Here is a 13,101-nt window from a genome sequence, read left to right as displayed (position 1 = left end):
TCGGCATATCTCGCAAGAGGCTATGGCCAATCTGGCCAGACTAATTCCGCTGAGTGTAGTTGAGGGTCACCCGCTCACGCCCCAGCAGCTCGCGCAGCGACTGCACCATCTGGTCATTGGGTTCCACTTTCCACGCCGCCGGCAGCCGGTAGGTGCCGCGGGCATCGCTGCGCAACACTTCCACCAGTACGCCGCAGTTGCTGGCGGGCCCGCCGGCGTAGGGCTGCAGGCAGGCGGCCAGCCGCTTGCCGAGCCCCGCGGTGGCGGAGGCGGTGTCGATCTGCAGCCGCACGCCATTGACGCTGCCCCGGCGCAGGTCGTCGAGGGTGGCCACCCTGTTGACGGTCATCTTCAGGCCGCCGCTATAGTCGTCGTGGGAGATGGGACCGTCCAGTACCAGCAGCGCGTCCTTGGCCAGTTTCTCCCGGTGTTCGCCGAAGGCTTCGCTGAACACCGCCGCCTCGATGCGGGCACTGCGGTCGTCCAGCGTCACGATCGCCATGGAATCGCCGCGTTTGGTTTTCATCACGCGCATGGCCACGACCAGGCCGGCCACTTTCTGGCTCTCCTTGCCCGGCTTCAGGTCGGCGAGGCGCGCTTTCACCAGGTGCTGCAGTTCGTCTTCGTATTCATCGATGGGGTGGCCGGTGAGATACAGGCCGAGCGTGTTCTTCTCTCCCTCCAACCGCTCGCGAATGCCCCAGGGGCGCGCGCGGCGGAATTCGGCGTAGACATCGCCGTCGCTGGCCTGGGGCACCACTTCGCCGAACAGGTCCATCATGCCGGCGCTGGCATTTTTGGCCTGCTGTTCCGCGCCCTTCACCGCCTCGTCCAGGGCGTTGAACAACACGGCGCGGGAGTAGTCCAGGCCGTCCGCACCGCCGGCGTCCGGACCGATGCTGTCCAGCGCGCCGGAGCGCACCAGGGCTTCCAGCGCGCGCTTGTTGACCTTGCGCGGATCGATGCGGGAGCAGAAATCGAACAGGTCGGTAAAGGGTCCGCCCTCCTCGCGCACGGCGATGATGTTCTCGATCGGGCCCTCGCCCAGGCCCTTGATAGCGCCCAGGCCGTAGATGATGCGGTTGTCCCCGTTCTCGGAAACAGGCACGGAGAACTGATAGCTGCCCAGGTTCACGTCCGGCGGCACCAGCTCCAGGCCCATGGCCCGGCACTCCTCGATAAAGATCACCACCTTGTCGGTCTTGTCCATATCCGAGGACATGGTGGCGGCCATGAATTGCGCCGGGTAGTGGGCCTTGAGCCAGGCGGTCTGGTAGGACACCAGCGCGTAGGCGGCGGAGTGCGATTTGTTGAAGCCGTAGCCGGCGAATTTCTCCACCAGGTCGAAGATCTTCATCGCCAGGTCCGGGTCCACGCCCTGCTCTTTCGAGCCCTTGGCGAAGATCTCCCGCTGCTTGGCCATTTCCTCGGGCTTTTTCTTGCCCATGGCGCGGCGCAGCAGGTCGGCGCCGCCGAGGGTATAGCCGGCCAGCTCCTGGGCAATCTGCATCACCTGCTCCTGGTAGATGATCACCCCGTAGGTGGGCTCCAGGATGGGTTTCAGCTTCTCGTGCTGGTATTTGGCATCCGGATAGGCCACCTGGGCGTGGCCGTGTTTCCGGTTGATAAAGTCGTCCACCATGCCCGACTGCAGCGGGCCGGGGCGGAACAGCGCCACCAGGGCGATCATGTCCTCGAGGTTGTCCGGCTTCAGGCGCTTGATCAGTTCCTTCATGCCGCGGGATTCCAGCTGGAAGACGGCCGTGGTCTCGGCCTTCTTCAGCATGGTGAAGGTCTCTTTGTCGTCCAGCGGCAGCGCGGCGATATCCAGCGGTTCCTTGCCCTCGTGCGCACGCTGCTCGTCGACCATGTCCTTGGCCCAGTCGATGATGGTCAGGGTGCGCAGGCCGAGGAAGTCGAACTTCACCAGGCCGGCGTCTTCCACGTCGTTCTTGTCGAACTGGGTCACCAGGCCCGCGCCGGTCTCGTCACAATAGAGGGGGGAGAAGTCCGTGAGTTTGGTGGGCGCGATCACCACGCCGCCGGCGTGTTTGCCGACGTTGCGCGCCACGCCCTCGAGCTGCACGGCCATCTCCCAGATTTCCTGGCCCTCTTCGTCGCTCTCCAGGAATTCCCGCAGCACCTCTTCCTGTTCCAGCGCCTTTTCCAGGGTCATGCCCGGGTCCGGCGGAATCATCTTGGAGAGCTTGTCGGCCAAGCCGTAGGACTTGCCCTGCACCCGCGCCACGTCGCGCACCACCGCCTTGGCGGCCATGGTGCCGAAGGTGATGATCTGGCTCACGGCGTCGCGGCCGTAGTAGTCGGCCACATAGCCGATCACCTGGTCGCGCTTCTCCATGCAGAAGTCGACGTCGAAGTCGGGCATGGAGACCCGTTCCGGGTTGAGGAACCGCTCGAACAGCAGGTCGTACTGCATCGGGTCGAGATCGGTGATATCCAGCGAGTAGGCCACCAGCGAGCCGGCGCCCGACCCCCGCCCCGGCCCCACCGGGATATCGTGGTCCTTGGCCCACTGGATAAAGTCCATCACGATCAGGAAGTAGCCGGGGAAACCCATCTGCAGGATGATATCCAGCTCGAAGCGCAGGCGTGTTTCGTAAACGGCGCGGCGCTCGGCGTAGTCCGGCGCGGATTTGTCGAGGATCTTTTCCAGGCGCCGCTCCATTCCCTCGAAAGAGACTTTCTCGAAGAACTGGTCCTCGGTCATGCCGTCGGGAATCGGGTATTCCGGCAGGAAGTATTTGCCCAGTTGGATCGGCGAGGTACAGCGTCGGGCGATTTCCACCGTGTTCTGCAGCGCTTCGGGAATATCACTGAACAGTTCCGCCATCTCATCCGGCGTACGGAAATACTGCTCCGGCGAGTAGTTGCGCTCGCGGCGCGGGTCGTCGAGGGTGCGGCCGTCGTGAATGCAGACGCGCACCTCGTGGGCCTCGAACTCGCTCTCTTCCAGGAAGCGCACATCGTTGGTGGCCACCACCGGCAGGTCCAGCTCCTGCGCCAGCGCCACCGCCTCGTGCAGGTAGTCCTCGTCCCCGGGGCGGCCGGTGCGCTGCAGTTCCAGGTAATAGCGGCCCGGGAATACCCGCGCCCAGGCCGCGGCCAGTTCCCGCGCCTGCTGCCGGCGGCCGGCGATCAGCGCGCGGCCCACATCGCCGTGCCGGGCGCCGGACAACATCAACACGCCCTCGGCGTATTGCGACAGCCACTCGCGGCGGATATAGGCCTGGCCGTGATACTGCCCCTCCATCCAGCCGCGGGAGATCAGCTCGGTGATATTGCGGTAGCCGTCGCCGTTCATGGCGTAGAGGGTGACCAGTGTGGGCTTGTCCTCACCGCCCTCGCTGAGCCAGAAATCGGCGGCGGTGATGGGCTTGATACCGGCGCCGAGGCAGGCCTTGTAGAACTTGATCTGGCCGTAGAAATTCGCCTGGTCGGTGAGCGCCAGCGCCGGCATTTCCAGCTCTTCCGCGCGGGCTACCAGCGGCTTTACGCGCACCAGGCCGTCGATCAGGGAAAATTCGGAGTGAACTCTGAGATGGACAAAGGGTTGGGTCATATTTTCGTTTAATTCTTGGTAACGAGCCCTGTCAGGCAGGAGCGGTCCGGCCGGGAACGGCCTCCCGGGACCGCGGAGCTCCGGCTCCGCACGCGGGTCGCAGGCCCGCCCTACAGGGCACTGTGAAACTCTTTACAGAATGCGGCCCATCCGCCGCGCACGCTCACCGCAGTTTTTCAAAACCACACGGCGCTCATCATTGTTCATGCTTCCCCAGCCGCCAATCTCCGCAATACTGCGAAAACAGCCCTCACAGATATCCTGCGCATTCAGCGCGCACACGGAGACACAGGGGGATTTTACCGGCCGTTCGGCCGCGGCTGACTTATCGGACATCACGATTCTTCAATCGGCTCCAGCTGTTCGGCAAAACGCCGCCCGTTGGCCGCATAGTGGTCGCTACTGGCCTTAAGCAGTTCAAAGGTCGCTTCATCCAGGGTTTTGACCACCTTGCCGGGGCTGCCGAGCACCAGCGAGTAGTCGGGGATCTCGGTATTTTCGGTCACCAGCGCGTTGGCACCGACTATACAGCATTTGCCGATTTTCGCCCCGTTCAGCACCACCGCATTGATACCGATCAGGCTGTAGTCGCCCACTGTGCAGCCGTGCAGCATCACCTTGTGGCCGGTGGTCACGCCGGTGCCGATGGTGAGCGGGATGCCCGGGTCGGTATGCAGCACCGAGCCGTCCTGGACATTGCTGTACTCGCCGATGGTGATCCGGTCGCAATCGCCGCGCACCACTGCATTGAACCAGACGGAACTGTGACCGAGCATCCGCACATCGCCGATCACATGGGCGCCGGGGGCGATGTAGTGGCCCCCGCCTTCCAGTTGCGGCTGTTTCTCGCCCAGTTTGTACAGCATTTGGCCTCCGGCTCGGTAGGGGTGCGAGCCGGTTATTATCCGGGTCGGGAGCGGCTATGGCCAGCGGATGGGAATTGCGTATTTTCAGGCAGACCCGTGGCCCGCTTGCCAGACTGGGGCCCGGCACTCCCGGCTAAAGCAGCTCGGTCTGCTGTATGAACCTGGCTCCCTCCAGCGTCAGCAGGCGGGCTTTCATATCCAGCCCGCCGGCATAGCCGGTGAGGCTGCCGTCGGCACCGATCACCCGGTGGCAGGGAATCGCGACCGCGATGGGGTTGGCGCCGTTGGCCCGGCCGACCGCGCGGATCGCCTTCAGGTCTCCAAGCGTTTCCGCCTGTTCCCGGTAACTGCGGGTCTCGCCGTAGGGGATCTGCTGCAGCGCATTCCAGACGCGGCGCTGGAATTCGGTGCCAGGCGGGGCCAGTGGCAGGTCGAACTCGCGGCGCTCGCCGGCGAAGTACTCTCCCAACTGCCGCGCCGCCTCGTCGGTCAGCGCGGTGGCGCGCCGCTGCCAGTCCGCGCCGGTGGGCAACGGCCGCTCGCCGCGGTGAAAAGACAGTGCCACCAGCCCCTGTTCGCCGGCCGCGATTCTCATTTCACCGAAGCGGGTGGAATAGGTTTCGTAATTGATCATCAGGTGTCTCCGGTCTTCAGTGATTGCCATGCCAGCAGAGTGCCGTAGGCGCGCCAGGGGCGCCAGTTCTCGGCACGGGCCAGCGCCTGTTTCGGTTTTGCCTTTTCGCCCCCGCTGCCCAGGGCCTGCAGGATGCCCAGGTCCGATGCGGGAAACGCATCCGGCATCGACAGGCCGCGCATGGCGATGTACTGGGCGGTCCAGTCGCCGATACCCGGCAACAACGTCACCTGCGCGCACCATTCGTCCAGTTCCGCCTCATCAAAATTCACCCGGCCATCCAGGGTCGCGGCAACGAATTCCCGCAGTGTCCGCGCCCTTGCGCGGGTCAGGCCGATGCCCTCGAAGTCGGCGCCGGCCAGTTGTTCGGCCGAGGGGAAGAGGCGGTATTCCCTGCCGGCATCATCGGTCAACGATTCGCCGTAACGGGCCGCCACCCGGCCGGCGATGGTGGTGGCCGCGGCTACCGAGATCTGCTGGCCGAGAATCGCGCGCAACGCGTACTCGAACGGATCCCAGGCGCCGGGCAGGCGCACACCGGGGGTTTTCGCCAGTTCCCGCGCCAGCAGCGGATCTTCCGACAACACGGCGCCGATCTGTTCGGTATCCGCATCCAGATCGAACAGCCGCCGCAGACGCTGGTTGATCACATAGAGTGCCGCACCGCCCTCGCCGCTCACGTCCACGATCAGGCGTTTATTGTCCGCATCGTCCGCCACCTGTAGCAGGCCATGTACACCGTCCACCGCGAAACTCCGTCGGTAAGTCTCCCCAGCCACCTGCTCCACTCCCGCCAGCGCGCGGGCACGGAAAAACGCCAGCAGCTGCGGCCAGTGGAATGGCGGCCGGTAGTGCAGATAGAGCCGCGTTGCCGAGTGCGAATGGGCTCCGGCATCCGGATCTCCGGGCCGCGGCTCCCGTTCGCACGCTTCCCGCCGGCCCACCCCTTCCCGGCGTACATCCGAAGGTGTGCGCCGGTAGATCTGCTTGAACACGCTGTTGAAACGACGCAGGCTGTTGAAGCCGGCCTCGTGGGCAATCCCGGCAATGGGCAGGTTCGTATCCTGCAGCAACCCGAACGCAAACAGCGCCCGCTCCGCCTGCCACACCGCCAGCGGCCCGATTCCCAGATGCTCCGCAAACAGGCGGCGCAGGTAGCGGCTGCTGACACCGAGACGGTCCGCGAGGGTCTCGATCGACTGCGCCTCCCGCTCGCTGCGCATCAGTTTCAGGGCCCGCTCCACGGTAGTCGACACCAGTCCCCACGCCGGGCTTCCCGGCGCCGCGTCGGGGCGACAGCGCAGGCAGGGGCGATAGCCGGCACTGGCAGCTTCGACTGCAGTCGAGAAATAAGTCACGTTACGCTCCAGCGGTGGTCGCGCGGGGCAAATGGGCCGGCAGAAGATACCGGTGGTCCTAACCGCGGTATAGAAGCGGCCGTCGAAGCGCCGGTCGCGGGCGAGGCGCGCGCTGGCGCAGATTTCGGGGTCGAGTTGCACGGCTGTCTCCTTCTGTTGCCCCGCAGTTTAAGCGCCACCACTGAATCACACTAGCCATATTCGGAACTAATAGTAATCTCTAGTTCCTCACCCTGGGGGCCACCAACGACAATGCCCTAGGCGGGAACACAAGCCACGTATTGCGCCGGTAGCCGCCGCGGCTGAACCCGCTACCCGGTACCGTCGATATCGGCGTGAGCTTATCAGTCATCTCAAAATTTTTTTGGCCAAAGTCCACCCTCCGGACCATCATCCCGCTACCGGATCAAGTCCGGAATGACGATCGTATGGAGTGAAAATAGGACTCGCCCGTTGTGAAGGGAGTCTGGACAACTGTTAATACAATTATGCCCCCCTAATAACAACCATCCTCCTCGAAAACCTTTTCATTTCAAGGCTGAAAAATCAGTATCTCTAGTGCGCCGTACGGGAAGTTCGCAAACAGTTCGCTGCGTCAAAGTGCCCAGCTCTTCGTTGAGAAAGCTTGAAATAACGCTGCTATTCCTGCGCTTTCTCGCCTTGATCCGAGCGCTTTGGCTGTGCTCCTTTGTTCGCGAACTTCCCACACGGCCCACTAGCTCGGCTGAAAACAATACTGAGCCAACACTACAAACCCAGCCGAACAAAAAATGAACAAAAAGTTGACTATTACACAGCTTCAGCTAGATGTTGATACAGTGAAAACTTCAATGCATTAAACCCTGACGGAAACAAGTAATATCCACACATATACTCAACACACCTTTGAAAAGTTCTATACCGCTCCCCTCATCTCTTTCAGCGTAAAGACTAGAATGATATAACCCCGAAAACAGAAGGGCATCCAATGCGCCTTCCATACAACTTAATGGAAAAATTTTTAATAGGGAAATCAAGTAAACAGCACAGATTATCGCCGGCGTATCACCCCCCTAAAAAAAACCGGTGTATAACCTCAATGGTGAGGAAGGATGAGGAAAGTCCCCGCATTGTCGCACTAAGGATTAATACGACACTGCACCTTCAGATCCACACATCTGCTCGGCTTTCCCGGGAACCCAGGTTTTCTGAAGCCAGCTCACAACCGGCCCCTAACACTTGGCACGTGCACGCCTGGGGACCGGGTAAACTTTTCTGGATTGTTTGAGGTTTCAAGCAGATGAGCCATCTACCTTCCCGGCAGTAAAATTACTTTCGTTAGGTTTTTATAGAGTTACGGGTATTTATTCCAAGAGGCTAAAGTGCTTACCGATCTTCTGAAAAAAACAAGGGTTTCCTGCAGTCGAGCCATCTTAGCGCTCGCTTTTTTTGCAGGGTTGGCTCTCGGCGGCCCCGTCGCACATGCGCAAACCCAGGTGGAAAACACCACGGAAATCAGTGTTACCGGGAATCTCATCGATATCAATCCCGACAACAATGAGGATACGGTGATCACCGAAGTGCTCCCCCTGCCCATTGTTACTTACAACAAAACAGCGGATGTCGCCGCGGTAAGCCCTGGGGATACCATCACCTACACCGTGACGGTGACGATCAGCGATGGCGACCTCAATGAGGACCTGTTCGTTACCGATACTCTCGGTACCGGCCTCGACTTCGGTGCCGTTGACCCGGGCACCTCGCCGGAGTTCGCCTGCGTCGCCGGCAACCCGTTCGAGTGCACAGTGCCCTCCGGCACCACACCCGGCACCTACACCCTGATCTATACCGCGACCGTCAACAGCGATGCGGAGGATACCGTCGACAACGCCGTTACCAGTACTGGTGGCGGCGGTGAGGAACCCTCCTGTGATGCGGATTGCGACCTGCAGATCCCGCTCAACCCGCTGCTGACCTATGAGAAAGCCGCGGACGTCAGCGAGGTCGAGGTGGGCGATACCATCACCTATACGGTGACTGTCAACGTCGCGGATGCGCCCCTGACCGACGATGCACTATTCAGCGACACCCTGGGCCCCGGCCTGGACTTCGGCACCATCGACGGAGCCACTTCGCCGGAGTTCAACTGTATCGCCGGCAACCCATTCGACTGCACACTGCCGTCCGGCACCGTACAGGGCAGTTACACCATCGCCTATACCGCCAATGTCAACGACACAGCCTCCGGCACTGTCGACAATGCGGTGACCGGCACTGGCGGCGGTGGCGACGATCCCACTTGCTCAGACGACTGCGATCTGGAGATCCCGGTGATCCCGCCGACGGTCACCTACGAGAAAGCGGCGGATGTGACTTTTGTAGAGGTGGGTGACACCGTCACTTACACCGTCACCGTCAACGTCGCGGATGCGGACCTGGTCGAAGACGTGCTGCTCACCGACACCCTCGGCACCGGCCTGGATGACGCCACTGTCACAGCCACCACCAGCGCCGAATTCGGCGACTGTCCGGCAGGCACAAGCGGCAACCCGCTGAACTGCAACCTGTCCGCGGGCACCGCTCCCGGCACTTATACGCTGGAGTACACTGCGGTCGTCAACAACGAGGCTGAAGGCACCGTCGACAACGTGGTTACCGGTACCGGCGGCGGCGGCGGTGAGGAACCGCTCTGTTCCGCAGACTGCGACCTGCAGATCCCGCTGATCGATCCGGTAGTGACCTACGAGAAGGCCGCGGACGTCAGCGAAGTGGAAGTGGGTGACACCATCACCTACACCGTCACCGTCAACGTCTCGGATGCCGATCTCGCGGAAGACGTGCTGCTCACCGACACTCTCGGCACCGGTCTGGATGACGCCACTGTCACAGCCGCCACCAGCGCCGAATTCGGCGACTGTCCGGCAGGCACAAGCGGCAACCCGCTGAACTGCAACCTGTCCGCGGGCACCGCTCCCGGCACTTATACGCTGGAGTACACCGCGGTCGTCAACAACGAGGCGGAAGGCACCGTCGACAACGTGGTTACCGGTACCGGCGGCGGCGGTGAGGAACCGCTCTGTTCCGCAGACTGCGACCTGCAGATTCCACTGATCGATCCGGTAGTAACCTACGAGAAGGCCGCGGACGTCAGCGAAGTGGAAGTGGGTGATACCATCACCTACACCGTCACCGTCAATATCGCCGACGCCTCACTGAGTGAGGAACTGTCCCTGTCCGACACGCTCGGCAGCGGCCTGGACTTCGGCGCGATCGACCCCGGCACATCGGCGGAGTTCACCTGTGTCGCCGGCAATCCGCTCGAGTGCACGGTGCCCGCCGATACCACCCCCGGCAGCTACGCGCTGATCTATACCGCGACCGTCAACAGTGATGCGGAAGACAACGTCAACAATGCGGTAACCTCCTCCGGCGGCGGCGGTGACACTCCCCAGTGTAGCGGCGAGTGCTCAACCCAAACCCTGCTGGTCGACCCGGTGGTAAGCTACAGCAAGGCCGCCGATACCGCACTGGTGGAAGTCGGGGACACGGTCACCTACACCCTGACCACAACCGTCAGTGAGGCGTCACTTACAGAGTCCTTCACCCTTACGGATACCATGGGGACAGGTCTGGAATTCGACTCGGTGACCAGCGCCGGGGCCTATACCTGCAACGCCGACAACCCTCTCGAGTGCACCCTGCCCGCGGGCACGGCGGAAGGGACCTACGACCTCACCTATACCGCAGTGGTAACCGACGAGGCTCCCAACGAGGTAAACAACGCCGTTACCGGTTCCGGTGGAGGCGGCGGCGATCCCCAGTGCTCCAGCGAGTGCGATGTCACCATTCCGGTGGCCCCCGCCATTGTCTACAGCAAGTCGACCGGCACCAGTGAAGTGGAGCGGGGCGATACAATCACCTACACGCTGACAACGGTAATCAGCAACGGTCCTCTCACCGCGGTCTTTACCCTCACCGACACCCTCGGCGCCGGGTTGGAGTTGACCGGGGTAACGGCACCCGGCGCCTACACCTGCAACGACGCCAATCCACTGACCTGCACGCTTCCGACAGGCACTGACCCGGGTAGCTACAGCGTGACCTACACCGCGCTGGTTACCGACGAGGCCAGTGACACCGTAGACAACGGGGTCGTCGGTTCCGGCGGTGGCGGCGGCCAGCCGCAGTGCTCGGATGACTGCGAAATCAGTATTCCGCTGATACCGGGCGTGACTTACAGTAAATCCGCCGACACCAGTGAAGTGGCGGTGGGCGACACTGTTACCTACACCCTGACCAGTACCGTCGACATCTCCTCCCTGAGTGAAGAATTTACGTTGACCGACACTCTGGGCACCGGCCTGGAATTTACCGAGGTTACCGATGCCGCAGGGTACGACTGCAACGACTCCAATCCCCTGGTATGCACCCTGCCCGCGGGAACCGAACCCGGTACCTATGCCCTGACCTACACCGCCGTTGTCACCGACGATGCCCCGGACACGGTGGACAACGCGGTACTCGGCACTGGTGGTGGCGGCGAACCCCAATGCAGCGGCGACTGCAACATCGAAATTCAGGTTGCGCCGCCGGCAATTGCGGTGAACAAGTCCGCCGATCCGGCGTCCGGTTCCGAGGTCGAAGTGGGGCAGTCCCTCGAATACACCCTGACCGTGTCCGTGGAAAACTCAAGCACCCGGGAAGACCTGACCCTGGTGGACACGCCGGATGCCGGGCTCACTATCGATACCCTGCCCCCGGAATGCGCTCTCAACGGCGAGGACATCCGGTGCACGCTGCCGGCGGGTGCGGCCGTCGGAACTTACACCTTTGCCTACAGCACCACGGTAAACAGCGGGGCCGGCGACACCGTCGGCAATTCCGTGATCGCCAGCGGTGGCGGCGGTGGAACACCGGACTGCGAAACCTGTGAAATCACCCACACGGTAATCGCGCCGGAAATCCGCCTGGCCAAGACCAGCAATCGCAGCGATATCGTCATCGGCGATCTCGTGGTTTACACCATTACCGCCGAAAATATCGGCAACCGCGATCTGGTAAACGGCACCATCGAGGATACCCCGCCGGCGGGCTTCACTTACGTGAAAAACTCGCTACAGGTCGACGATAGCGACGGCGCAGCAACCGTTGCCAGCGAGAATCCACTGCAGATCGACGGCGTCGACGTGGCCGCCGGCGACGTCGCCACCTTCACCTACCTGATGCGTGTCGGCGCCGGCGTGCGCCCGGGGGTACACCGCAACCAGGTTCAGGCCCTCTCCTCCGGCAAGCCGGTATCCAACCTTGCCTCCGCCGAGGTGGAACTGGTCGCAGATCCCCTGACCCAGGATTCGCTGATCTTCGGCAAGGTCTTCAATGACCGGGACGGCGACGGCTGGCAGGACAGCGCACTGTTGAGCGGCGTACGGGTTCAGGGCGGATTCGCACCCGGGGCCTATGTCGCCGACTCCACCCGACTGTACCGCGGTGCAGGTCCCGAAAAAGTCGCGGACGCCAGTGCACCAATGCTGCACGGCCTGGCCATCGGCAGTATCTACGGTCGCAGTACCGAGTCCAACAGCGCGGATCATCACCAGGTAATCATCCGCCAGCTACTGGATCGACCGCAGCTCACCGATGACTTCGTACTAACCAGCGCACAGGGTTTCACCCTGCGTATGGACGCAGCAGGCAATACTTCGGTAGAGAAAACCGGTGAAGCGGCCATGGGGCTCACGGCCGCGGTGCCACATGTCGAGCGCCGGATCGCACAGGTCGCAGATGGTTACGAGGTCGAGTACACCATTCGCAACCAGGGCATCGACGAAGGTATCCCCGGCGTACGCATCGCATCCGTCGACGGCCTGATCGTGGAAACCGACCGGTTTGGCCGCTATCACCTGGCCGGCATCGACGGCGGCACCTGGGAACGCGGGCGAAACTTTATCCTCAAGGTGGATCCTTCCACCCTACCCGAGGGCACAGAGTTCATCACCGACAATCCCCTGATTCGCCGGGTAACCCCGGGCCTGCCGGTGCGGTTCGATTTCGCCGTGCGCATGCCGGCGCAGGAAATAACGGGCGGCGGGCGACAGTTCTCAATGGAGCTCGGTGAAGTGCTGTTTGCCCCCGGCAGCTCCGAGGTACAAACAAACTACCAGCCGGTAATCGACAAAATGGCCTCGACGGTGCGCGAGTACCGGGGTGGCGAAGTGATTATCCGGGCCAACGGAATCAGCGAGGCTCTGGCATTCGAACGGGCCTCGGCCGTCAGGGCAAAGCTGCTCGACCGGCTGGATAGTAAAGCCATCGGAAACCTGAGTATCAGCCTGCGCACCGAGGCAAATGGGCAGGACGCCCTGATCGCCGGCCTGGACAAGGACTGCACGCTGCTGGGAGCCGTGCTCTTCGACACCGGAGAGACCAGCATTCGCACCGAATTCGAGCCGCTGCTGGACAAAATTGCCGAGCAGATCAGCCGCACTGGCGACGGTCGCGTATCCATCGTCGGCCACTCCGACAAACGCGGTTCCTACGAATACAACGCAGAGCTGGGTATGCGCCGGGCCGAGGCGGTATACCGGGCGCTGGTCCAGCGGCTGCAACCGGAATTGCACGCCGGTATCCGCGTTGAATTCGCAAACTCCACGAGCGCACCGGCCGGTGTAAAGCGCAAGTAAGGTG

The 13,101-nt window shown here is 62.4% G+C and carries 6 protein-coding genes; 1 reads left to right on the top strand and 5 read right to left on the bottom strand.

What is annotated here, in order from left to right; all coding sequences use genetic code 11:
- Positions 1 to 40: 40 nt before the first annotated feature.
- The 5 genes from dnaE to OQE62_RS15590 form a co-directional block, all read right to left on the bottom strand.
- Positions 41 to 3,580: a DNA polymerase III subunit alpha gene (gene dnaE / locus OQE62_RS15610; RefSeq protein ID WP_265722971.1), complete on the bottom strand. Its 3,540-nt coding sequence runs from the start codon at positions 3,578 to 3,580 to the stop codon at positions 41 to 43.
- Positions 3,581 to 3,712: 132 nt separating this feature from the next.
- Positions 3,713 to 3,916: a DUF1289 domain-containing protein gene (locus tag OQE62_RS15605; protein ID WP_265722970.1), complete on the bottom strand. Its 204-nt coding sequence runs from the start codon at positions 3,914 to 3,916 to the stop codon at positions 3,713 to 3,715.
- Entirely contained in the window at positions 3,916 to 4,446 is a 531-nt protein-coding gene (locus OQE62_RS15600) for a gamma carbonic anhydrase family protein (RefSeq protein WP_265722969.1), read from the bottom strand. Before OQE62_RS15600 ends, OQE62_RS15605 begins: the two co-directional genes overlap by 1 nt.
- A 133-nt stretch (positions 4,447 to 4,579) precedes the next feature.
- Positions 4,580 to 5,080, bottom strand: coding sequence for a methylated-DNA--[protein]-cysteine S-methyltransferase (locus OQE62_RS15595; protein ID WP_265722968.1), 501 nt, complete (start codon positions 5,078 to 5,080; stop codon positions 4,580 to 4,582).
- Complete coding sequence (locus OQE62_RS15590; RefSeq protein ID WP_265722967.1) at positions 5,080 to 6,579, bottom strand: DNA-3-methyladenine glycosylase 2; 1,500 nt, start codon at positions 6,577 to 6,579, stop codon at positions 5,080 to 5,082. The genes OQE62_RS15595 and OQE62_RS15590 overlap by 1 nt, the downstream gene beginning before the upstream one ends.
- Before the next feature lie 1,334 nt (positions 6,580 to 7,913).
- Between OQE62_RS15590 and OQE62_RS15585 the strand changes: the two genes are divergently transcribed.
- The gene (locus tag OQE62_RS15585; RefSeq protein ID WP_265722966.1) at positions 7,914 to 13,097 is read left to right on the top strand and encodes an isopeptide-forming domain-containing fimbrial protein; all 5,184 of its coding nucleotides are present in this window, start codon (positions 7,914 to 7,916) and stop codon (positions 13,095 to 13,097) included.
- The last annotated feature ends 4 nt before the right edge of the window (positions 13,098 to 13,101 follow it).

Origin of the sequence: Microbulbifer halophilus (assembly GCF_026183675.1) — a bacterium.
GTDB lineage: Bacteria > Pseudomonadota > Gammaproteobacteria > Pseudomonadales > Cellvibrionaceae > Microbulbifer > Microbulbifer halophilus.
Note: the sequence above shows the minus strand (reverse complement) of the source record. Positions and strands in the feature narration are given on the sequence as shown.

What these genes read in the sequence shown, in the direction of transcription:
- dnaE (WP_265722971.1), bottom strand. Translation starts at nt 3,580, where the DNA reads ATGACCCAACCCTTTGTCCATCTCAGAGTTCACTCCGAATTTTCCCTG.
- OQE62_RS15605 (WP_265722970.1), bottom strand. Translation starts at nt 3,916, where the DNA reads ATGTCCGATAAGTCAGCCGCGGCCGAACGGCCGGTAAAATCCCCCTGT.
- OQE62_RS15600 (WP_265722969.1), bottom strand. Translation starts at nt 4,446, where the DNA reads ATGCTGTACAAACTGGGCGAGAAACAGCCGCAACTGGAAGGCGGGGGC.
- OQE62_RS15595 (WP_265722968.1), bottom strand. Translation starts at nt 5,080, where the DNA reads ATGATCAATTACGAAACCTATTCCACCCGCTTCGGTGAAATGAGAATC.